Source organism: Terriglobales bacterium (assembly GCA_035624455.1).
Taxonomy (GTDB): Bacteria; Acidobacteriota; Terriglobia; order Terriglobales; family Acidobacteriaceae; genus DASPRM01.
Genome location: DASPRM010000096.1, coordinates 1 through 22,460, shown reverse-complemented (window position 1 = coordinate 22,460; position 22,460 = coordinate 1). Strand labels below are relative to the sequence as shown.

16 protein-coding genes are annotated in these 22,460 nt (G+C 57.7%); 10 read left to right on the top strand and 6 right to left on the bottom strand.

The annotated features are described in order from the left end of the window. On the bottom strand, positions 1 to 258 hold a 258-nt coding region (locus tag VEG30_10415; GenBank protein ID HXZ80332.1), incomplete at its 3' end, for a patatin-like phospholipase family protein. A 125-nt stretch (positions 259 to 383) separates the two neighbouring features. Between VEG30_10415 and VEG30_10410 the strand changes: the two genes are divergently transcribed. Then, positions 384 to 1,538: a GntR family transcriptional regulator gene (locus tag VEG30_10410; protein HXZ80331.1), complete on the top strand. Its 1,155-nt coding sequence runs from the start codon at positions 384 to 386 to the stop codon at positions 1,536 to 1,538. A gap of 701 nt (positions 1,539 to 2,239) precedes the next feature. Here VEG30_10410 and VEG30_10405 read toward each other — a convergent pair. Both VEG30_10405 and VEG30_10400 read right to left on the bottom strand, forming a co-directional pair. After that, positions 2,240 to 3,295 carry a class I SAM-dependent methyltransferase gene (locus tag VEG30_10405; protein HXZ80330.1) on the bottom strand — a complete coding sequence of 352 codons (1,056 nt, stop codon included), beginning with the start codon at positions 3,293 to 3,295 and terminating at the stop codon, positions 2,240 to 2,242. Between the two features lie 780 nt (positions 3,296 to 4,075). Further along, positions 4,076 to 5,146, bottom strand: a complete 1,071-nt coding sequence (locus tag VEG30_10400) for a hypothetical protein (GenBank protein HXZ80329.1) — start codon at positions 5,144 to 5,146, stop codon at positions 4,076 to 4,078. Between the two features lie 184 nt (positions 5,147 to 5,330). Between VEG30_10400 and VEG30_10395 the strand changes: the two genes are divergently transcribed. After that, the gene (locus VEG30_10395; GenBank protein HXZ80328.1) at positions 5,331 to 6,071 is read left to right on the top strand and encodes a hypothetical protein; all 741 of its coding nucleotides are present in this window, start codon (positions 5,331 to 5,333) and stop codon (positions 6,069 to 6,071) included. A gap of 138 nt (positions 6,072 to 6,209) precedes the next feature. On the opposite strand, the gene VEG30_10390 is transcribed toward VEG30_10395, so the two are convergent. Next, positions 6,210 to 6,380, bottom strand: coding sequence for a hypothetical protein (locus VEG30_10390; protein ID HXZ80327.1), 171 nt, complete (start codon positions 6,378 to 6,380; stop codon positions 6,210 to 6,212). Positions 6,381 to 6,476: 96 nt separating this feature from the next. Beyond that, on the bottom strand, positions 6,477 to 6,698 hold the full coding sequence (locus VEG30_10385; protein ID HXZ80326.1) for a hypothetical protein: 222 nt from the start codon (positions 6,696 to 6,698) through the stop codon (positions 6,477 to 6,479). A 232-nt stretch (positions 6,699 to 6,930) separates the two neighbouring features. On the opposite strand from VEG30_10385, the gene uvrA reads away from it, so the two are divergent. Continuing rightward, positions 6,931 to 9,726, top strand: a complete 2,796-nt coding sequence (uvrA, locus tag VEG30_10380) for an excinuclease ABC subunit UvrA (protein HXZ80325.1) — start codon at positions 6,931 to 6,933, stop codon at positions 9,724 to 9,726. On the opposite strand, the gene VEG30_10375 is transcribed toward uvrA, so the two are convergent. Then, positions 9,714 to 10,268, bottom strand: a complete 555-nt coding sequence (locus VEG30_10375) for a hypothetical protein (GenBank protein HXZ80324.1) — start codon at positions 10,266 to 10,268, stop codon at positions 9,714 to 9,716. The two genes, uvrA and VEG30_10375, sit on opposite strands and share 13 nt — an antisense overlap. Before the next feature lie 132 nt (positions 10,269 to 10,400). Here VEG30_10375 and VEG30_10370 point away from each other — a divergent pair, with 132 nt between their 5' ends. The 7 genes from VEG30_10370 (at position 10,401) to VEG30_10340 (ending at position 22,281) form a co-directional block, all read left to right on the top strand. After that, positions 10,401 to 11,216 carry a CPBP family intramembrane glutamic endopeptidase gene (locus VEG30_10370; protein HXZ80323.1) on the top strand — a complete coding sequence of 272 codons (816 nt, stop codon included), beginning with the start codon at positions 10,401 to 10,403 and terminating at the stop codon, positions 11,214 to 11,216. Between the two features lie 167 nt (positions 11,217 to 11,383). Further along, positions 11,384 to 12,019 carry an orotate phosphoribosyltransferase gene (gene pyrE, locus VEG30_10365; protein HXZ80322.1) on the top strand — a complete coding sequence of 212 codons (636 nt, stop codon included), beginning with the start codon at positions 11,384 to 11,386 and terminating at the stop codon, positions 12,017 to 12,019. 75 nt (positions 12,020 to 12,094) lie between these two features. Next, complete coding sequence (gene mtnA, locus VEG30_10360; protein HXZ80321.1) at positions 12,095 to 13,150, top strand: S-methyl-5-thioribose-1-phosphate isomerase; 1,056 nt, start codon at positions 12,095 to 12,097, stop codon at positions 13,148 to 13,150. A 133-nt stretch (positions 13,151 to 13,283) separates the two neighbouring features. Then, positions 13,284 to 13,475 (top strand): hypothetical protein, encoded by a 192-nt coding sequence (locus VEG30_10355; GenBank protein HXZ80320.1) that lies wholly within the window; start codon positions 13,284 to 13,286, stop codon positions 13,473 to 13,475. 632 nt (positions 13,476 to 14,107) lie between these two features. Next, complete coding sequence (locus tag VEG30_10350) at positions 14,108 to 17,647, top strand: carboxypeptidase regulatory-like domain-containing protein (GenBank protein ID HXZ80319.1); 3,540 nt, start codon at positions 14,108 to 14,110, stop codon at positions 17,645 to 17,647. Positions 17,648 to 18,159: 512 nt separating this feature from the next. Further along, positions 18,160 to 20,682, top strand: a complete 2,523-nt coding sequence (locus tag VEG30_10345; protein ID HXZ80318.1) for a GNAT family N-acetyltransferase — start codon at positions 18,160 to 18,162, stop codon at positions 20,680 to 20,682. Positions 20,683 to 21,669: 987 nt separating this feature from the next. Next, complete coding sequence (locus VEG30_10340) at positions 21,670 to 22,281, top strand: hypothetical protein (protein ID HXZ80317.1); 612 nt, start codon at positions 21,670 to 21,672, stop codon at positions 22,279 to 22,281. Positions 22,282 to 22,460 lie beyond the last annotated feature (179 nt).

Sequence of the window (22,460 nt, the reverse complement as noted above, 5' to 3'; positions counted from 1 at the left end):
AGCCTGCGCCAGCATAGCGGCATTCAGCGCGCCAACGGAAACGCCGGCAAAATCTTGGAAGTCGCAACCACGAAGTACGACGAGGTGATAAATCGCACCGGCTTCAAATGCCCCTTTTACCCCTCCACCACTCAGAATGAGTGCACGATGCTCGTTGTTCGCACAAGGATCTTGCGCATGGGACGCGACGGCCAGCAGAATAACGACTGTCACCAAACGGCACATTCTTAGAGCCCAACGCAGGGTTGTGTTAGCCATCTCCCACCTTCTGCAGGCAGCGTAGCGGCTCATACATAAGTTCTGCCACATTGGTGGTGACAGTCTTTCGACTGTCACTACGACGGTTCAGAACAGACATGCCGAGACGCAATTAGTTGCGCACGGTGGAAGATCTGGGTACGCTCTTTCCGTCCGGAGCGATGAGAATTCATATCAACAAGCACAGTGAAGTGCCTGTGCACCAACAACTGCGCGAACAGATCATTTTCCTCATCGGATCTGGAGAGCTGTCGATCGGTCACCCCATGCCCAGCGTTCGTGAATGCGCACGTCGATTCGGCGTGCATAAGAACACCGTGGCTCGTGTTTATGCAGACCTCGTGCGCGAAGGCTGGCTAGTCAGTCGACCCGGCAGTCGCCTCGTCATTGTGGAACACGCGAGAGCGATCAATGACAATGCGTCAGGTGCGGACAGCCTTGATGACCTCATCGACCGCACTGTTCAACTGGCCCAGAAGCACGGCTACTCACTGCAGCAACTTGCGGCCCGTCTCCAGGAGCGCTTATTGGCGGAGCCCCCGGATCATTTACTCATTGTGGAGCCGGAAAAAGGGCTGGGCGAGCTGATGAGGGAAGAAATACGAGAGGCGATCGGATACGCTCCGGAGACGTGCTCGGTTTCAATGCTGCGGCAGAATCCCGGCCTGGCAATTGGCGCTGTCATGCTGACTCCGCACTATTTGGTAGATGGGCTGAAATGCATTCCCGCTGCACACAGAAATGTTGTTCCTATCACTTACGCGCCAATGGAACCCCACCTTGAAATTGTCGATAGTCTCTCTGAGCCATCTATGTTAGGCGTGCTTTCCATCAGTGCCGCGGGGCTAAAGACTGCTAGCGGTCCGATTGCCGGCGTAGTCGGTGATCGGCATTCATTCCAGCTGTTTCTTATGGAATTTCAGCACAACGACGGCACTCCGGTTCGACGTTTGCAGTTTCGGCGGTTCAACCCGGAAGAGTACTCCCCTTCTCTCGCAAGAGAATGGGCGGCGCAGACGACGCAGGAGCCCAGAGTCGCGGATTCGAACGTTTCAAGAAAAGATGTCGAAACAAGAGTAGCTGGCGAAACCACGATGCTTACCGCGAGGGATCTGCAAGCCATGGATCTCTTGTTTTGTGACTCGATCACCTACAATGGGGTAAAACACCCGCGTCGAATCAAGTATCAGCTCCTTTCCGACGAATCGCTTCGAGAGATTGTGACCGTATCCAGATCTTTGGTTCGTCCCAGAGCTAGACAGAAATCTTCCTCCGCGTGATTCCCGGCGACTCAGCACCTGAACGTGCCCGTTGCTCCACGCAAGTCCTCGGTCGTGAGGACCCGCCCGTTTGGGTCGCGGAAAAATGACTGTTCCGGGAGCCATGGTCGACATTTTTTGGGATCGCGGTTACAGCCCAGAAGAATAGCCCCACCTGGAAGAGACAATGCAAGCCGCCCCCGGCAGGCGATCATCCTTAGTCTTGTTCAGTTAATCGCGAGGTGTCTCGAAGTTGCGCGCTGCCCTTCGAACTTTCCGATCTCTAACTTCCGACCTCTGACTTCTTGTCAAGCCCCTCGTCTTCCGAATTTATCCGTATCTTCCTGAACCGCAACGAAAAATAGCTTCGCCTGCAATGTCCCAATTACCTCTCTGATTTCGCTAAACTGAAAGTAGAGGCTGTGGTCTTGAAGGTGCGCGGCTTCACAGGCCAGTGAAAAACTCGCTTCTCACAAATGGTTTTGAAGGGGACGGGCCTTCACGCCGTCCCTGAAGACTGCAAAATCAAAATTGTGAGTGCCGTCAGGCACGACAGAGTACTCATGCAAACTTCACCCGACGTCCAACGTCACCCGGTCCAATATCTTAGGATTCATCCCCTTCAGAATGTATATTGTGCCGGGAAATTCTCGCTAAGCTAATGAAAACAATGCCTCAGCAGCACCCAGGGTACAGAAAAATCAAGCCAGCCCCCACCCGGCTTAGGGCCGGGCTTCGTAAACGATGTTGAAAGGAGTTTCTGCGGCTCGCCGAAAGCGACTGAATCCCGATCCGGTTACAACCTCCCGGATTCTTGCCTCCCCGGATTGGGCTCCCAGGCAAAGCCCCACCTCCTGCGACCTCGAGCAGGGAGTACACAGCAAGGTCGAGAACGAGTAGTAAACCCTGCCCAGCGGGTTCAGGTTGTCTTTCAGATCGTCATTGGCGAAGGGCTCGACGATCATCCACGTCCCATCTTTGCTGAGTGACTGCCGCACATGCCTGGCTGCCCCCTTGGGATCGCCCATATCATGCAGACAGTCGAACACCGCCACTAAGTCGTAGTCTTTTCCCGGATACTCCTTGGCCTTAGCTACGTCGAACTTCACACGGTCGGCGACTCCTTCCCGCCTCGCGGATGCACACGCCGCCTCAATGGACTTATCGTGGTAATCGAAGCCGAAGAATTGTGACTTGGGAAACGATTTGGCCATCAGCAGCGTGGAAGCGCCCTTGCCACAACCCACATCGGCGACCCGCGCCCCTGCTTCCAGCTTCGCCTTCACCTCTTCCAGTGCGGGAATCCATGAGGTCACCAGATTAGCGGCATAGCCAGGGCGAAAGAACCTCTCGCATCCATGAAACACGCCGTCGTCGTGTTCGTGCCAGCCCATTCCGGCGCCCGTGCGAAAAGCATCGGTAATTCGCGGCACTGCGGCCAGCGAACCTACCGCGAGTTGAAAGGCTCCAGGAAGATACGCCGGACTGCTTTCGTCGCTCAGCGTAAATGCTTGTTCCTCGCTGAGCCCAAACTTGTTTGACTTCTCATAGTAGGTCACATAACCGCCTGCGGCTTGCGAGCACAGCCATTCACGCACGTAGCGTTCATCGGTTTTGGTCTTGGCGGCAAGCTCCGCTGCGGTGAGTGGCCGCGAAGCCAGAGCCTTGTACAGTCCTAGTCTCTCGCCAATCACTACCATTCCGGCATGCACGGCCGCACCCAGGTCACCCACAAAACGCCCCACGAAAGAATTCAATTTATCCGTATCAACGGCCATTTCGTCCTCCTTTGACAACCTGGCAGCATAATCAAGACCGCTCTTGCGGATGTCAGCCTGGTGTCAACAAGAGGTTGAATTTTTGTGTTCCGATGGATCGGGATGAGGAAGGGCAAAGTGCATGCCCAACGAGCTCTGGCCCAGTCTGCACTTGAACGCGGCACAGAATTGTCGTGCCGGTGAATGACTACATCACGCCGGGTGGCCCACTCAAGCCCTCTGTTGGCTTGAGTGGGGCAGTTCCACCGCTCGGCACAGTCTGCCTGCCGCCCGTTCACGCTTTCTTCCCGTCCACTCCGACTCATCTCCATACGTCCTTCATGGGTGGCTCACTCTCTATTTTCATCCCTCAAACTCTGGGTGCCCCATCCAGAGCGCAGCGAAGGCTGGGTCTGAAACCGTATCTCTGGTTCGTGGTCCTCAGCAAATAGCCTGTCAAGCCCTCACCCGTCCGCTCCCCTGTCTAATCTCCTGGAGATTCAGGAGATAAATCGCCTCCTCCAATGTCCCAATCACCCCTTGCAATTCGCTACACTGAAAGTAGAGGCAGGATTTACGATCGATGCACCAAGACAACGAACAACGCTCAGCCCGCGAGAGTCAAGCAAAACCAGGCTCGGTGTCCTGCAACCGGAATCGCGCGCTCACTGTCGCCGAGTCGGCTACCTTGGCGCTTTATCTTTCAAGACTTTGAGATTTAACTCGCGGAGGCTCAATATCCTGCGGGACTACCCTCTCGTAACCAAATGAAAATAATAGATTTTGAAAGTAGACATCGCGCTACTTCACGTCCTTGGTCGCCATCGGCGTTCCGTAGTCCTGGCCTGACGGGGTCACCGCACGGGCGACGATTTCGCTGAAGCCTTCGCGCAGCTCGGGATACTTAGCCACCAATGCCTTGATCGCCGCCAGGTTGTCGTTATAAACGGCGCTGCGGTTGGAGACATCCGCAACCGAGTAGGTCATCTCCAGCTCAAGGTTGGTTCCAAAGTAAGCTGTGCCCAGCTTGGTCACCGTAAACGTCTTTCCCGCGGCGCTGAGCTGCAGCGGGTGCTCACCGGGGAGGTCGGCAGGCTTCGCCGCCTGCGCTTCTTCGTAGATGCGGTCCAGCAGCCCAGTGCTCATAAACGGCACTGGCTCCTGCAGGTTGATCGCTTCCTGGTAGTAGAACCAGGCATTGTGCAGCTGGCCTTTGGATTTGAATTGCCTGGCCTGGTCCAGATACCACTTGCCATCATGGCCGCCGGTCTCGGTGAAACGAAAATAGAGTCCGCCCAGCTTCCACGCCCCCGCAGCTTCCTGCAACACGAAAGACACTGACTCCGCCTGCTTGCCGCCCTTGGCATCGAGGATCACCACCCCGTAGCGTCCCGGCGGCAGGTTTGAAATCACGAAGCTGACACGGTCTGGCGAATTGAAAACTCCACAATAGAACTCCGCCCGAGGAAGAGTCGCACCGCCTGAGGCAACCAGCAGATAACTGCCTCGGGTTGTGGCCGTGGCTCCGGCGAGGTTGGGTTTGTTCTCGAGCACGGCCGCGGCGATGGAGTCGAAGTTCCCGGCCACGCTGGGGATCGAGTTCTGCCGCAGCTTGCCGGCGTCACCCTGTCCGGCCAACTGAAAGAGTTGTTGGGCAGTCCGCTCAAGAGCGCTGTGCGTGCCTGCGTCCATGTCGCCGGCCATCTGGCACTCCTGTGCGAAGCCGCAGATCGCGACGACTGCGATGAAAATTCCCAGCCAGCCTGAGCTGATCCTCGCCCAACCGGCTCGCCGAAAGTAGCTCATGGTCACCATAACAGCCCTCGAAATGATTCCGGCAGTTTGCTCCAGAGTAACTTTGCGATTGCTCATTTTGCTCCTCTTTTAGCCCGCCGGGCGATTGCAATGGGGTATAAAATGGGTTTCACTCGCGATGTCCCTCCTGCCTTCCAAATCCGGGGCCCTGACGCTTTTGGCAGTCTTTTTTCTGTCCTGCGTTCCCGCGTTGGCCAGCGGTGCCCAGCATTCGGGCAAGCGCTCGCGCGCGGTTTCTAAGATGACAGAACCGGCTGTCGCGGAACCTCCCGCTCCTCCGCCTCCGCCCCCGACCCCCGAGCAGATGCCGGCGCAGGTGCCGAACGTCAGTTATCAGGATGGAATGCTGACCATCGACGCGCAGAATTCTAATCTGAGCGACATCCTGGCGGCAGTTCACAAAGCTACCGGAGCCGACATCGACATCACCGGTACTCCGGGAACCGAGCGCGTCGCCAGCAAGGTGGGGCCGGGTCCGGCGCGCGATGTGATGTCGCAATTGTTGGCGGGATCGAAGTTCGATTACGTGATGGTCAGTTCCGCCATGGACCCTTCTGGCATCGAGCGAATCATCTTGACGCCACGCTCCGCGAAAGCTCCGTCTGGACCTGCAGGACCCGGCGGTCCGCCTGCGAGCGCTGCCAACAAGCCTCCCGCCGTAGTAGCTGACGATGACGACTCAGATCAGGCGGCCGAGGAGCCCCCACCTCCGCAGCCAAACCCCAATCCGCCACAGGTAGCTCAGCCGGGCGCACCGAATCAGCCCGGTGGTGTCCCACCCGCAGTTCAACCCGGGTATCAGATACAGCCGGGGACAGGACTTCAGCCGGTCGCGCCTAATACCACGCCCCAGGCTGAAGGTTCCGAACAGCAGCAGCAACAGCCCCAGGTCCGCACTCCCGAGCAGATGTTGCAGGAGTTGCAGCGCATACAGCAGTTGCAGCAGCAACAGCAACAACAGCAGCAGCAACAACAGCGGTAGTCAGTACTCAGCAATCAGCATTCAGCACTCAGAAGCCATCTCCATCTCATAAATCAGTCTTGAAGGGGCTCGGCTTTGGCCGAGCCGTTTTGGGCCATCCCCCGATTCCCATTTACCCGATTACCCGATCTCTTGAGATCAGTCGCCGATGGTTTCCTGCTCGACCAGGACGGCTGCCGGCTTTGGCTGAGGCGTGTGCGCGAAGGCGCTCAGAATGGATGTAATGATGGCGTAGCCGGCTCCAATGCCAACCGCCAATGACAAGACAATCGTCAGCAGAAGAATCACTACGCTCGCGAATGTACTCAAAACCCCTTCACCCTTCCCGATGTTCCTGCTTTGCCTCGCCGACTGCTTCCGAACACTCCCCACCAGCTCATTGGCATTGCGGCAGGTAACTGAACTTCATTTCTTCTTCTCCGCGTTCCACACCGTCCGCGAGAGTGCGCGTCCGCAAAACGGACAGAAGTTGATCGGATACAGATTCGGCCGGTCCGCTGGCGATCGAACCGCATAATCCGAATCAATCTCGTTCAAAAGCCTTCCGTGCATCTGCAGGCGCGGCTGGTTCAGGATCGCGTCTCCCTCTACCGCTTCCAGCAGCATTTCGCAGCAGTGTTCGGTCATACTTCCCAGCAGGTCTTCCACTCTAAGCGCGTTGACCGCCTGCGCTGTTAGCTACTAGGATACGGAGTAGGGTTGTGTTCCATCTTCGCCGAACTCACTGAGCACCTCTACCTCACCGAAGGACTAGTACCTTGGGCGCCGAAACGCCACCAGGTCTTAAGTTCTTCTGGCTAAATAGGATGCCGGAAGGGTTGGCCAGGGACACAGTTTTTTACAGGGTCTCATGGCAGTGATGGCTATTCAGAAAATCTCGGTGCGCGGGGCGCGCCAGCACAATCTCAAGAACATCGACGTCGAGATCCCACGTAACACCCTGACCGTCATCACCGGCCTCAGCGGATCAGGCAAGTCGTCGCTCGCCTTTGACACCATCTACGCCGAGGGTCAGCGCCGGTACGTGGAGACCCTCTCCGCTTACGCCCGCCAGTTTCTCGATCAGATGGAGCGGCCGGATGTTGACGCGATCGACGGCCTGAGCCCATCCATTTCCATCGAGCAGAAAACTACCAGCCGCAGCCCGCGTTCCACTGTCGGCACCATCACCGAGATTTATGACTATCTGCGATTGCTGTACGCATCGATCGGCGTGCCGCACTGTCCGCAATGTGGACGGGCAATTTCGCGACAATCGGCAGAGCAGATCGTGGCGCGCGTAATGGCGCTCAAGCCGGAAGACCGGGTGATGATCCTGGCCCCGATCGTTCGCGGCCGCAAAGGCGAATTCAAGAAAGAGATGGAGAAGTTGGTCCAGCATGGCTTCACTCGTGCGCGCATCGATGGCGAGCTGCGCAACATGGAAGAGGACATCCGGCTGGACAAGCGCAAGAACCACACTGTCGAAGTCGTGATCGATCGCCTGCTGGTGAAGCCCGGGATTGAGCATCGCCTGGAGCAGTCCGTGGCGCTGGCGATGAAGCTGGCAGCTGGGCTGGTGCAGGTGGCGGTGGTTGGCGGCGAAGAGCACCTGTATTCCGAGCGGCTGGCGTGTCCGGATTGCGGCATCAGTGTGCCGGTGCTGGAGCCGCGCTCGTTTTCCTTCAACAGCGTTTATGGCGCGTGTCCCGAGTGCCATGGGCTGGGAAGCAAATACGACTTCGACCCCGCCAAGGTCATCGTCGATTGGTCCAAGCCGATTCTGGATGGCGCCCTTGGACCGGGCTCGGGATCGACAAACCTGCACCACATGGTGCAGATTGCTGCCGCGGCTTACGACATCGATCTGCGCACGCCGTTTGAAAAGCTGTCAGCGAAAGATCAAAACCTGCTGCTCTACGGACCTGATGCGGGAGAGCCGCGCAAGACGGGTTTCCGCGGCATTCTCGATTATCTGAAGCAGAACATGGAAGAAGCCACCAGCGAGAGCTATCGCGAGTGGTTGCTTACTTACATGTCAGCCACCACATGCCCGGCGTGTCACGGCAGGCGCCTCCGACCGGAGAGCCTGGCGGTGAAGGTCAACGGCATGTCGATTGCGGACTTCACCGCACTGCCGGTTTCACGAGCAGTGAAAGTGGTTTCAGAGATCAAGCTGAGCGGACGCGAGGAGCAGATCGCCGGACGCATCGTCAAAGAGATCGCAGAACGCCTTTCCTTCTTGAATCACGTGGGGCTGGGCTACATCTCACTGGACCGCTCGGCTGCAACTTTGTCCGGCGGCGAGGGCCAGCGCATTCGCCTGGCAACGCAGATTGGTTCGCGATTGCGGGGTGTGCTTTACGTTCTGGATGAGCCCTCGATCGGCTTGCATCATCGCGACAATGCCCGCCTGCTTTCGTCGCTCGAATCGCTGCGCGACCTGGGAAATACGGTGCTCGTAGTCGAGCACGATGAAGAGACGATACGTCGTGCCGACTACGTGATCGATCTTGGTCCTGGCGCAGGACGCCATGGCGGCGGCCTGGTGGCCGCAGGCCCGCCCGGAGACATCATGCAGAGCACGGCTTCGCTCACCGGCCAGTACATCTCCGGTCGCGCGCAGATCGAGATGCGCGCCGAGCGGCGCCAGCCCAACGGCAACGCTCTATCGGTTCTGGGCGCCTCAGAGAATAACCTTAAGCATCTCGATGTCGCCTTTCCCCTGGGCGTGATAACCGTGGTCACCGGAGTTTCGGGATCGGGAAAATCCACGCTGGTGAATGACATTCTTTATCGCGCGCTGGCGCGCAAACTCTACCGCTCGCGCGAAGAGCCCGGAGCGCACAAGGCAATCTCGGGAACTGAGAATCTGGACAAGGTCATTCGCATCGATCAGTCTCCGATTGGGCGCACTCCGCGGTCGAATCCCGCCACCTACACCGGGGTGTTCACGCACATCCGCGAGCTCTACGCCATGCTGCCGGAATCGCGTGAGCGCGGCTACAAAGCCGGTCGCTTCTCCTTTAACGTCGCGGGGGGCCGCTGCGAGGCTTGCCAGGGAGAAGGCCAGCGCCGCATTGAAATGAATTTCCTGCCCGACGTGTACGTGCTGTGCGAGGTATGCGGCGGCCGCCGCTACAATCACGAAACCCTCGCCGTGCGATATAACGGCTACTCCATCGCCGATCTGCTGGAAACCCCGGTTTCCGATGCTCTGCCGGTTCTCGAGAACTTCCCGCAGATTCGCCAGAAGCTGCAGACGCTGGTGGATGTGGGGCTGGGCTACATCCATCTCGGGCAGTCGGCGGTGACACTCTCAGGCGGCGAAGCGCAGCGCATCAAGCTCGCTCGCGAGCTGAGCAAGCGCCAGACTGGCCGCACGCTCTATCTGCTCGATGAGCCGACCACCGGCTTGCACTTTGACGATGTGCGGAAGCTGCTGGACGTGCTGCACCGCCTCACGGATCTGGGGAACACGGTCATCATCATCGAGCACAATCTGGATGTTATCCGCAACGCCGATTGGATCATCGACCTCGGTCCCGAGGGCGGCGAAGACGGCGGCCGCATCGTGGCCAAGGGCACGCCCGAACAGGTGGCGCGAGTGAAGAAGTCATACACCGGCCAGGCTTTAACGAGATATTTCGGCAATTCGAGGAATCATTCGGCGTAGGAAGAGTGGGAGCGCAAGAGGAATGAACGGAGTTCCCTTCGATACAGATAGGCGATTCCCAAGAATCCCCATACAACGATCCAACCACCCTCAATTGGTCGCAATCGTATGAAGGAGATCCCGACCCAGCACGCTACCGCAATCGTTACTGTGGAGAGTAGACGCAGGGGCGCACCGAGTATTCGATTCTTGCCAAATTCTGCGCGATGCCGCACAAAGCTGGCGAGCACGTACCACCAGAACGCGGCTAGAGGGACAAAAACCAGATCCCTAGCCTCGACGTAGTGGCCACCCAGAGTAAATCCTCCCAAGGCCTTTCCTAGTACAGCAGCTGGCAAAAAACTGGGAATCGTTATGCCATGCGCAAGCTCGGTCAGAGGGGAAACATAGTTGGGGTCTATCCCGAGTAATGAACCACCGCGTGCGCTGAGCGCCATCGCCTTATGCTGCTCGTGGTAATTGCCCAACGTGAGAAGGACAATTGTGAGGGACACGATTAGCCCGGTAAGAAGGGTCTCCACCCGAATTTTGATTTTGCCCATTTCAGATATCACTCTAGGGCGAATTCAAGGATTAATCCAAGTTACGTGCGGGCGTCCCACGCGGTGCAGCTCTCCCATAAACTTCCTGCTTCCCTTCCGCTTGCCGCATCCAATAAAGTTCTGTTAGGAACTATGTCCGCGCCTGACAATTCGCCGCTGCTGCCCGCGGAGCAGGAATCCGGATCGCTTAGTCCTGTCCCCGTTCAGGTGCAGCCGCCACAGCCAGACAGCCTCCCCTGGACGTTCATGGACGTCGTCCGCATGGCGCTACTCACGGTGGTGGCTATCTTCTTCTTTACGTCCATCTCGTTTTCCATCGCCAGTCACCGCTTTGCCCCGAGCATGTCCACCGCGGACGCTGCGCGCAATCCCAAGATCATCCTTCCCGGCCAAGCTGCGGCTTACTTTCTGACTCTCGGTTTCATGGTGGTTCTGTTGCACCAACGAGGGCGGCCATTCTGGCAAAGCGTCAAGTGGCGCTGGCCCTCGGTCGGCGTGGGATATCTGCTCACCGGATTTGCGCTGGCCCTCGCGGTCCAATTTTCTTCTGCTTATCTGCCGATACCCAAATCGCTGCCCATCGAGCAGTATTTCACCGACACTTCGGGCGTCTGGCTGATGGCCATCTTCGGAGTGACACTGGCGCCGTTGATGGAAGAGCTGTTCTTTCGCGGCTTTCTGTATCCGGTGCTGGCGCGGCATTTGCCGCTGTGGCTGGCAATCGGACTGACAGCCCTGGGATTCGCGCTGATCCACGCCTCTCAATTGGCGGCGGCCTGGGCTCCACTGCTGCTGCTGTTCGGCGTGGGACTGGTACTGACAATTATTCGCGCACGTACCGGCTCTGTGGCCACCAGCTTCCTGATCCACGTAGGCTACAACGCCACGCTCTTCACGCTGCTCTATCTGAGTACCGATCACTTCCGGCATCTGGAAAAGGCAACCTGAGAAGCGGTGTCAGCGGTCAGCAATCAGCAGTTCGCGCGTTCACGATACTCCTGAGGGTGCCCCGTTCAAGCGCAGCTTGGGCGGGGTAGTCTGTGGGACTGTTGACTGCTGATTGCTCATTACAGCGGCAAACCGGCGTGCCCAAGCAATTGTGCTAATGTAATTTTGTGGTCACGACGCCGCGCCAGCAGCTTCTGTCTCTGCTCGCCAGTAAATCGTTTCGTCTGGGCCAATTCAAGCTCTCTTCGGGCGCCACCAGCGATTACTACATCGATTGCAGGCTCACTACGCTAAGCGCCGAGGGCGCGCGTCTCACGGGCCGAGTAGTGCTGGACGAAATTTACCGCCACGGCTGGGAAGTACAGGCTATCGGTGGCATGACATTGGGCGCCGATCCCATCGTGGTTGCGGTGGCGATGCTCACGGCACAGCAAGCGCAGGAACGCAAACCTCGTCCCGATACCTGCCCTGGTCCCGCCGACACGCGAATCCTCGACGGCTTCCTGGTGCGTAAGGTTCAGAAAGAGCACGGCATGGCGCAGCGCATCGAAGGCTTCCATGAGAAAGGCGCTAAGGTAGTGATTGTGGACGACGTCTGCACGACCGGCGCTTCCACGATTCAGGCCATTGAAGCGGCGCGCGAATTCGGGTTCGAGGTTGCCGGTGTGATCTGCCTGGTCGAGCGCGAGGAAGCAGGTGGCCGCTTGAATGTGGAGAAAGCCGCGGCTCCAGCACCGTTCTTCAGCATCTTCACGGCGGCAGACGTGCGGGCGGAACACCTGCAGCAGTTACGGAACGGCTGACGTTGCACTCAGCGACGAATCCCCATCCTCTCGTTTAGACTGGATATAACAGATACTGAATTCCTGATCACAGCTATGATCAAAACTCTGGAATGGACTGACGCGGGCGTGCGCTTCATCGATCAGACGAAGCTTCCGACAGAAGAAGTGTATGTCACCTGCTCGAACTACGAAGAGGTTGCCGATGCCATCCGCAACATGGTCGTGCGTGGGGCGCCTGCTATTGGCGTAGCAGCCGCGATGGGCATCGGACTCGGAATGCGCGATGCGGAAGCCGATCACGTCGCGGAACTGCGACGCGAATTCGACCAGATCTGCGACACCATGGCGGAAACGCGTCCCACTGCGGTGAATCTGTTCTGGGCCATTCGCCGCATGCAGGATCGCTTCGAGCTGATCTCGGATTTGCCCATTCCCCAGATCAAACAGGCGCTTATCACCGAAGCACAGCGCATGTATCTCGAGGACATTGCCGCCAATGAAGCGCTGGGTCGCAATGGCGCTGTGCTATTGCCGGCCAGCGGCGGGGTGCTCACCCACTGCAATGCCGGAGCGCTGGCAACGTGCGGCTACGGCACTGCCTTAGGAGTGATTCGAGCTGCGGTCGAGTCGGGAAAGAAATTGCAGGTCTATGCCGACGAGACTCGTCCATTCCTGCAGGGCTCACGCCTTACGGCGTGGGAACTGGTCAAAGATGGCATCCCAACCACTCTGATCGCCGACAACATGGCCGGCGCGATGATGCGGCAAGGAAAGATTGCCGCGGTGGTTCTGGGTGCGGATCGCATTGCTGCCAATGGCGACATCGCCAATAAGATCGGCACCTACACGGTCGCGATCCTCGCACACGAGCATGGCATTCCCTTTTATGTGGCTGCCCCCTGGTCGAGCGTCGATATGGACACTCCCGATGGCAACAAGATTCCTATCGAGCAGCGTTCGGCGCGCGAGGTGACGCATATCGGAGGGAAGCAGATCGCCCCCGATGGGGTCAAGATCGAGAATCCGGCCTTCGACATCACGCCCAACAAATACATTACCGCCATCGTTACCGAACGTGGCGTAGCGAAGCCTCCCTATGCGGAATCGCTGAAGCGGTTCGCGGAGGCTGAGGCTCCTGCCAGCGTCTAGCGAATTCCATCTCCCGGTGCGGACAGGCCAGATTGCCCGTCCCCCACAAACCTCGCATGGACCCACCTCCAGCAGGACGTTTTTGCGGAACCGGAAGACTGCCTCTAGCGTAATCATCCTTAGAGGCGCACTTATGCTTTCATTTCTGCTCTGGTGTCTTCTATTTGTGCTGTGCTGGCCGCTGGCATTACTGGCGCTGGTTCTCTATCCCTTTGTCTGGCTGATCCTGCTTCCCTTCCGAGTCATCGGCATCGCGGTGGAAGGAGTGTTGAAGCTGGTTTGGGCGATCGTAACTCTGCCCTTTCGTGTGCTGGCTCGCATATAAAGGACAAGCGATGCGAGAAATCCCAGCTTAGCGCCGAAACCACACCGGGCGATTCTGGGGCAATCCGCGGTGGAGAGACACGCGCACCCCCAAATTATTGTTTCGTTAAGACCTCCCATTCCGCATAAAGCTTGCCGGGTGTTCCTACAGGATCTGGTAGGGCCTTTTCCCGGGGCCTGATCACAGCAGACAGGATTTCTGTCCCTGCCGACACGAAATTCAACCCAACACGGTCTACGGTAATCGGGAACAAGCTTGTTTCCGATACGAGAACCGGAATTTCGTGTCCCTGAAGTTGGTTGTTGGTGAGCCAGGATCCAGTTGCAACTTGCTTGAGAAGGTCCCGATTATCTCCCAGCCGGTCCCTGTAGAAATCTTGCTAGTCCCCAGCTGTTGCCCATGAACAGACTTGGGTGCTTGAACTGCACTCTTCGGGACGAACCTGCCATATGCCGAGTTCTGCGGCGAAAACGATGGGAGCACCTGTTGCGACGTATCGCAACCGGAGGTACCACCCGTCGAGCTGCTGGACACCTGATCGCTGAATCGTAGGCAGGTTGCAGGCACGTTGGACGGCTGAATTTGTAGCCGTCAAAAGTTATTCCCCTTTCATGTCGTTTTCAGGAGGAGAGATGAAGATACACTCGCACACCAATTGCGGGCGAACCCGGCTGATGCGGGGATTCGTCAGCGCTCTGCTGCTGTTGCTTGCGTTCACGCAAGTATCTCTAGCCCAATTCGAAAAGGGCAGTATTGGCGGCACCGTGACTGACGCCTCAGGTGCAGTCGTGGTCGGCGCCACCGTTTCAGTTCGCTCTACAGATACGAATGCCGTTCGCTCCACCGTCAGCGATAGCGGCGGGGGTTACAGTGTGCCCAACCTGGCCCCGGGCAATTATGAGGTGAAGGTTTCGCAAAAGGGATTCGGCGATGTGGCCCAGAAGTTTTCCATCTCCCCGGGTATCCGCAGCAGTCTAGACATTCAGCTCAAAGCGGCCGGAACCGAGACCACCGTTGAAGTGGTGGGTCAGACGGAGACGCAGGTAGACACCGAAAGCTCATCGCTTTCCCAGGTGGTAGACACCAAGAAGGTGGCCCAGCTTCCTTCACTCACCCGTGATCCCTATGACTTCGTGCAGACCCTTGGCAACGTAAACACCGATCCTTCCGGCGGAACCGGCGGGCGGGATCAGATCGTGCGCGGCGCCGGCGTTTCGGTCAATGGTCAGCGCTCGGCCAGCACCGACATCCTGCTGGATGGCGGTGAGAACGTCGATCTCTACACCTCCCGCGTAGGACAGCCCGTTCCGCTGGACTCGGTGGAACAATTCACGGTCACCAGCAGCAATTTCTCGGCTGAATACGGCCGCGCCTCAGGCGGGGTGGTGAACGTGGTCACCAAGTCCGGCACCAACAGCTTCCATGGTTCGCTGTATGAGTTCAACCGAGTCTCGGCGCTGACCTCGAATGATTACGACGACAACGCCAACGGCGTTGATAAGGCGAAGTACACGCGCAATCAGTTCGGGTATGCGGTCGGCGGGCCGATCATCAAGAACAAGCTGTTCTTCTTCAGCAGCACAGAATGGCAGCGGGTGCGCAGCAATGCCAATGCCCGCACAGCGATCATGGATCCCGCTTTCCTGGCAGCGGCCGCGCCCAATTCCCAGGCCTTTTTCGCCAGTCAGACATTGCGTTCCGGACTGGTGCAAACGCAGACGCTCAACCTGGCGTCGCTGAACATCAATCCCAGCGCTGCTACTCCCAACCTTGCCGCTTATGGCACCAGTGCGCCGGTGTTTGACGTCGTCAGCTATCCGGTTCCTTCGGATTCCGGTGGCGGCAATCCCAATAACAACTACAACACCATTAACCGGATTGACTTCCAACTCTCCGACAAGACCAGCATGTTCGGCCGCTACGCGCTGTTCAATCGCACTCTCTTTGCCGGAACCGTCAACAACAGCCCGTATGCCGGATTCGATACCGGCCAGACCGATTTCAACAACAACTTCATGTACTCGCTGACCCATGTTTGGAGTCCGCGGCTGGTGAGTGACACGAAAGTGCTGTTTAACCGCCTGAACATCCAGCAGCCGCTGGCATCCACTCAGCCGGTTCAGCCCACTCTGTATTTCAATTCCAGCACCGCAATTACGGTGAATGGGATCCCGATCAGCCTTCCGGGCTACGCGCAGTTAACCCCGGGGAACAGTATTCCCTTTGGCGGTCCGCAGAACGTCGCCGAGTTCTCGCATGCGTTCACCTGGACCAAAGGCAAGCACGAATTCCACTTCGGTGGAGAATACGTCTATACGCGCGATAACCGTACGTTCGGTGCTTACGAGAATGCCGTACAGGCGCTCAACGGAACAGGAGGCGTGCCGGGCGATTTGGAGAACCTGTTAGCTGGTCAGGCGGGTTGGTTCCAGGTGGTTGTTGATCCACAGGGAAAATTCCCTTGCATAAGAGACGCGGCGGGAGTGGTTCAGCAAACTCCTGCCTGCACCATCAATCTGCCCACCGGACAGCCTTCCTTCTCGCGCAGCAACCGCTACAACGACATGGCGTTCTATGCTCAGGACAACTTTAAGCTCAACCCACGCTTAACGCTGAATCTGGGGCTGCGCTGGGAGTACTACGGCGTACAGCACAACAAGGATGCTGCTCTGGATTCCAACTTCGTGTTCGGATCGGGGGCAACATACTTCGACAAAATCCGCAACGGGCAGGTGTACACGGTCGATGCCACCGCCAACAGCCCGGCGAGTCCGGTGGGTGGATTGTGGAACCCGCAGTATCACAACTTCGCCCCGCGTGTCGGTTTTGCACTGGATGTCTTCGGAGATGGCAAGACCTCCCTCCGCGGCGGCTTTGGTATGGCCTACGAGCGTAACTTTGGCAACGTCACCTTCAACGTGATCCAGAACCCCCCGGGTCAGTTCAACGGACTGTTCACTCCGGGTGGACCGATTACCACCGATAACCTGGGGCCGTTCGCAGGCACCGGCACGAAGGCGTTGCCTCCGCCTAGCCTCCGCTACGTCCGCCAGGATCTGCCCACCGCTTACACGGAAATGTGGAACCTGTCGTTGCAGCGGCAAGTTCTTGGTCACTCGCTCGTTGCCCTGGAATACAGCGGTACACACGGCATCCACCTGTATTCGATCGAGAACAACAACCAGGCCGGTTACGGTGTGATTTACCTGGGATCTGATCCCACCATCAATGCCGGTGACCGCCTTAACCGTCAATACGGCAACATGAACACCCGCGGTGCCAACGGCTTCTCCTATTACAACGCGCTGAACACGCGCTTCGTTTCCAGCAACCTGTTCCATCAGGGTCTGGACATCACCGCTAACTACACCTTCTCGCACGCCATCGACAACATCAGCTCAACCTTCAGCGAGACCCCGCAGGCCGAGGGCTTCCTCGGATTGCTGGATCCCTTCAATCCTCGTGTGGACAAGGGCACGGCTGATTTTGATGCACGGCATCGCATCGCCTTGAGCGCGGTCTGGACGTTGCCGTACGCCAAGGGCACGCATGGAGTGCTCAAGCAGGTGGCGGATGGCTGGGAGTTCGCACCCATCTTCACCGCACATACCGGCAATCCGTTCACAATTTTTGACAGCAACGGGTTCCTGGGTTCGGACACCATAGCCTCTCGCTATATTCCGAGCGCCGCCTTTGCTTTCTCGGGCAGCACGAGCACCGCGAATCCGACGGCGCCCAATACTTTTGCCTACCTCAATCTGCCGGGTTCGAACACTTATGTCGACCCGCTGGTTGGATCGGGTGAGTTGCCAACTTGCGACATGACGACCAATGCCGCAGGCCACCTCATCTCCACCGGCCAGAACTGCCGCTACCCGTCGAACATGTCGGGGCGCAACATGTTCCGCGGTCCGGGCTGGTACAACATCAACGCCTCCATCGGGAAGTACTTCCCCATCAACGAACGGTTCAAGTTGCAGTTCCGCACCGAGTTCTACAACTTGTTCAACCATTCCAACTACTACGTGCAGACCGGGCAGGCCGACGCCGGCAACTTCGGCACGGGCGTTCCCTTCTCGATTGTTGGCAAGAAGGGCGTCAACCCAGCGCCGACAGTCACTATTCCCAATGAGCGCCGCTTCATTCAGATGGCTCTGAAGCTGACGTTCTGACTGCTAGACTTGCGGGAACCCCAGTATTTATGCGGGTTCCCGCGTTTCTTCATTACTTTGTGAGCAATTCTCGTGTACCCGCTTTTGACCACGATTTACACTCACTTCTACTCAATTCTGGTCACACGGTCACACTTCAAAATCACAAGTTGTGGGCCTCTGAGCGTAACTTCGCTGGTGGGTGCCGATGTCATGTTGACGCTGTTCTCTGACCTGCTAATCTGACCACGACAATTCAACCGGGCGTCTACGAGCAGCTGTCCGCCCATCGCGGCGCGCTGACCATCCGTCAGCTCAGCGCCATCTTTAAGTCAACCAGCAAACCGTCGCATTGATATCGCAGGCGTTCAACGAAACGGGTGGTGGCACGCAGATGTTTGTTCGGGTGGGAATCTTTAAGTAGCATAGGCGAGGACGAGACTCAACCAAACTTGCGAGCTCGCCTCTTGTTGCAAGGTGGCTCTGCGGTCGAACGTCTGCTGAGGACGTGCTGCCGGTGAGGAGGAGGAGGCATGATCGGAGCAACAACCCATACTGGCCCGGAATGGAATGCTCTAGCGGTACCGTCAGCCATCAATGCCGGCTCGCTCGAAGGGATTTTTAAGCCAAGAACGATCGCGATCGTCGACGGAGGCGGCCACGAAACCATCGCTCAGATGACAGAAGCCGCTCTGGCGTCGAGCGAGTTTCGGGGCACGACGTGGGTTGTCCAGCGGGAGAACTCATTGCAGTCGCAAAACTCGTATAGGACTCTCGCTGCAATTCCAGGGAAGGTGGATCTCGCCATCGTAATCGCACCACCGGAAGGCGCGCCCGATTTAATCGAACAATGCGTCGAAAAGAATGTTAGGGGAGTAATTTTGCTCTCCAGCGGCTTCGGGACAAAGGGAACGGAACGTAGCCAGATGCTGGAGCGGATGCGAGCTGTTCTGGCCGGGAGCCGAACGCGCGTGATTGGCCCCAACTCACTTGGGGTTCTAAATCCGATCATCGGCCTCAATGCCACCTTAGGCCTGCCGATGCCCTTAGGGGGAACGGTAGCTTTTCTTGGCGAGAGCGCGACGCTGAGCAGATTCGTCTTGGACTGGAGTCTTAAGCATATCGTCGGATTCAGTGCATTCGCGTGCCTTGGAACAATGCTGAACGTCAGCTGGGGAAACATGATCGACTACTTCGGTAGCGATCCGTATACGCGAACGATCATTATGCAGATAAGCTCGGTCGGGGATGCGCGTTCGCTGATCTCGGCGGCGCGCGAAGTGGCGCTTGACAAACCCATCATCGTCATGAAGACCGGGCGAGATGCGAGCGCCATCGGTGCCGTCGCATGGAATTCTCGCTGTGTACTCAGCGACGACGATGTATTGGCGGCGGCGTTCCGCAGGGTAGGGGTGCTCCAGGTGGACAACCTGGAAGACCTGTTCTACACCGCCGACGCCTTGTCAAAGCAACCGCGACCGCAAGGACCCAGGCTCATGGTCGTGAGCAATGCGGACGGTCCCGCAGTGCTGGCAGGAGATATGGTGGTGCGGTCGGGGGTAGTGTTAGCGCAGCCTTCGCCAGAAACCCGGGCGCAAGTTGCGGAAATGTCCCGAGGCAAGGACCAGTTCGAGGACCTGATCGGTGACGGTAGCGCCGAAACCTACGTCAAACTGGTGGAACTTGCAGTGAAAGATCCGAACTGCGACGGGTTGCTGTTGCTTATCGCGCGGTCAGCGCTCGTCGATCCCCAACGTACTTCGGAATTGCTGATGGAGATCAGAACTGGCAACTCAAAACCGATGTTGCTCAGCTACATGGGTGTCGCCGATGCCGCAACCGGGCAAGAGACGCTCGTCCGCGCATGCATCCCGACATTCTCCTCGCCAGCGGCCGCGGCGCGGGTATTTCGATACATGTGGCGTTACAGCTATGACCTGCAGGCGCTCTATGAGACGCCAATCGCACATGTCGCCGGAGAGCAGTTTGGAGCACAGAAGGCGATTGGCGAGTTACTCGAAGATGTTCGCCGAGCTGGCCGGAAAACGCTTTCTCCGCGGGAGGTCTCAACGGTCCTGCAGGCGTACGGAATCAACGCGAGCGATCATGGCGCAACCGAACAGGGGGGCTACCGAGCAAAGCTCGCTTCGCAGGTCGATCCGGAATTCGGACCGGTTTTGATCTTCGGCTCTGCCGACCGCGGGAAACATGCTTATGGCGACGCCGTTGTCGCGTTGCCGCCCCTGAATACGACACTGGCATGCCGCATGCTAGAGCAAAGTAAATTCTATGCGGCGCTGCGCAGCGAATGTGACCCGGCACTCCTGAAGAGGTTGCACAGTCTCCTGGTAGGATTCAGCGAATTAATAGTGGAACAGCCCTGGATCAAACAATTCGAAATCAATCCCCTCACCATTGGACCTGATCAAGTGGTCGCAGCGGGCGGCTGGTGCGAGATGTGCGGCAATGAACTGGGCGAAGGCGAGCTGGCTAGGCCGGCGATCCGACCCTACCCGGTGCAGTATGCATCGTCGTGGACGATGAAAAATGGCGAGCAGGTGATGATCCGGCCAATTCGCGCCGACGACGAACCGCTGATGATCAAATTTCACCAGGGACTATCCGACCGCAGTGTATACCTGCGGTATTTTCAGCACGTGAAGCTCAGCACCCGCACGGCACACGACCGGCTAGTGCGGGTCTGTTTTCTCGATTACGACCGCGAAATAGCGCTCTTGGCTGAGCAGTGGAACGCTTCGAGTCAGGAGCGGAGAGTCATTGGAGTTGGGACGCTGCAGAAGCTGTTCCCCAAAAGTGAAGGCGAAGTGGCGGTGTTGGTCAGCGACGATTACCATGGCCAAGGTTTAGGCAAGGAGTTGATTGCGAGGCTGGTGTCGTTCGCACGCGATGAGCGGCTGCAGGTCGTATCTGCGACAACCATGATCGAGAATGCCGGAATGTGCGCGGTATTTAAGAAGTTGGGATTTCAGCTGTCGACCGATTTCGAGGAACAACTGGTAACGGCGAAGCTGGACCTGGGAAAATCGTCCTGCTGAACGGCTGCGGCACACAACCTAATCGAGCCGGAGGCCTCATCACAACTTGCAAGCCGACACCGCGCACCCGGCATCTGAGCGGCAGAGCGGGGTGCAACTCGTCAAAAACACGCTATTCGAGATTGGCAAAATGGAATCAAGTCACAGCTTGCCATCAATTTCTAGACTCGGGTACAAGGAAACATTATCCCAACCGACTGGCTCTGAAGCTGACGTTCTAGTTCGCAGCTCGGCTGCTTCACGGGGATGGGCTCAGCCCATCCCCTCTTTTTTGTGCGATCTTCTCCGGGCCGGTACTCTTCAGATCATCCGCACACAATTTGCCCGATTGCCAATTGCCTGGCCTGGGTTATCACGTAGTTGCGAGTGTCATCCGAACGACGCGCCCGTCTTGGTTTTTCGACCGCGTTCTCCGCGGGTCGCGGGCGCGGAGTCGAAGTTGAGCTGTTTTGCGGGCGTGAGCCCGCTGGCCTGCCTGACTGGGCGCCGCTGAAACCATCGATCAAGGGACGAATGCGATCCATACAATATTGGAAGGTCAACCCGGTCGGTCACTCAGGCATCGAAAGCTAAGTCCTTTACTCCAGCTCGGGAGGTCCCATGCCTGATCAGGACAAACAACAGGGCTCGCCAAAACCCGGCTCCCCCCGCCGGCCGCCTCAATTCCCGCAACGCCCGGAAAAGCCCTCAGAAAAAGCCACCAGGGAACGGGCGCTGGATAGGACGATTGAAGATTCGTTTCCGACCAGCGATCCGCCCTCCAGCCTGCCCGATCCGGCTGAGGACATAGAGGAATAGCACAATGGAGCATCGGATAAGTGCTACTCGGGGTAACAAGGTTGGCCTATTCTATCTAGCCTGCTGGGTCTGAGCAGGGTTACTTCATTCTCCGAACTTCCAACTCTACCGACCCCAGGTACCTCGTGCTACCCGAATTCCTGGAACTAACGGCTTGCCGTCTACGTAAAGGGATGGCAGGGGGTATGTATGCGCAGGATGGAGATCTTTGCGCTTTTCGGACTCCTTGGAACTCTTCTTTTCCTCGTCAGCACCTCTGCTCAAAATGGGCCAGCACCTGAGATCGGCGAACAACGTTTTGAGGCGCCGTTTCCTTCCGGAGGGCACCTGAACCTGGAGGTTCAGTCAGGAGATATCCGCATCACTGGCGGCGACGAGAACCGGATCAGAATTCGCTATGCGGGAACAGAGGCTGACCAAGGCCATAACGTGAAGGTGGCCCTAAAAGCCCAAGGAGCCGCCGGCGACTTGCACATTCATGGTGGCCCGTCCGGAAATTTTCAGATCCTGATCGAGATCCCTCGCCACACCCACCTTCACGTGCGTATGCCTTTTGGGTCCCTGGAAGTTCGCAATACAACTGGCAACAAGGATATCGAGCTGCATTCCGGAGAATTGGTGATTGGCATTGGCAATCCCAGGGATTACGCGCGCGTGGAAGCCTCGGTTTACAGCGGCGAACTCGATTCGCCGCCATTTGGTATTTCGAAAGGAGGACTCTTCCGCTCGTTCCATAAGGAAGGAAATGGTCCGTATACGCTCCACGCTCACGTAGGTACGGGAGAGCTGACCCTGCAGTGAGAATGAGCGGTCAGCGGTCAGCAGTCAGCAATCAGTAGTCAGTGTTCAAACCCATCCTAAGGGTGCCCCATTCAAGCGCAGCCTAGGCGGGGTATTTCTCTTCGCAGCCGGACTGCTAGACGCGCCTCATGGCTGTCGGCGTCGCCGGACCAGTAGATATCCGACGCTGAGGATAAGCA

What these genes read in the sequence shown, in the direction of transcription:
- VEG30_10375 (HXZ80324.1), bottom strand. Translation starts at nt 10,268, where the DNA reads ATGGGCAAAATCAAAATTCGGGTGGAGACCCTTCTTACCGGGCTAATC.
- VEG30_10350 (HXZ80319.1), top strand. Translation starts at nt 14,108, where the DNA reads ATGAAGATACACTCGCACACCAATTGCGGGCGAACCCGGCTGATGCGG.
- mtnA (HXZ80321.1), top strand. Translation starts at nt 12,095, where the DNA reads ATGATCAAAACTCTGGAATGGACTGACGCGGGCGTGCGCTTCATCGAT.
- VEG30_10340 (HXZ80317.1), top strand. Translation starts at nt 21,670, where the DNA reads ATGCGCAGGATGGAGATCTTTGCGCTTTTCGGACTCCTTGGAACTCTT.
- VEG30_10370 (HXZ80323.1), top strand. Translation starts at nt 10,401, where the DNA reads ATGTCCGCGCCTGACAATTCGCCGCTGCTGCCCGCGGAGCAGGAATCC.
- VEG30_10400 (HXZ80329.1), bottom strand. Translation starts at nt 5,146, where the DNA reads ATGAGCAATCGCAAAGTTACTCTGGAGCAAACTGCCGGAATCATTTCG.
- uvrA (HXZ80325.1), top strand. Translation starts at nt 6,931, where the DNA reads ATGGCTATTCAGAAAATCTCGGTGCGCGGGGCGCGCCAGCACAATCTC.
- VEG30_10345 (HXZ80318.1), top strand. Translation starts at nt 18,160, where the DNA reads ATGATCGGAGCAACAACCCATACTGGCCCGGAATGGAATGCTCTAGCG.
- VEG30_10355 (HXZ80320.1), top strand. Translation starts at nt 13,284, where the DNA reads ATGCTTTCATTTCTGCTCTGGTGTCTTCTATTTGTGCTGTGCTGGCCG.
- VEG30_10395 (HXZ80328.1), top strand. Translation starts at nt 5,331, where the DNA reads ATGACAGAACCGGCTGTCGCGGAACCTCCCGCTCCTCCGCCTCCGCCC.
- VEG30_10385 (HXZ80326.1), bottom strand. Translation starts at nt 6,698, where the DNA reads ATGACCGAACACTGCTGCGAAATGCTGCTGGAAGCGGTAGAGGGAGAC.
- VEG30_10405 (HXZ80330.1), bottom strand. Translation starts at nt 3,295, where the DNA reads ATGGCCGTTGATACGGATAAATTGAATTCTTTCGTGGGGCGTTTTGTG.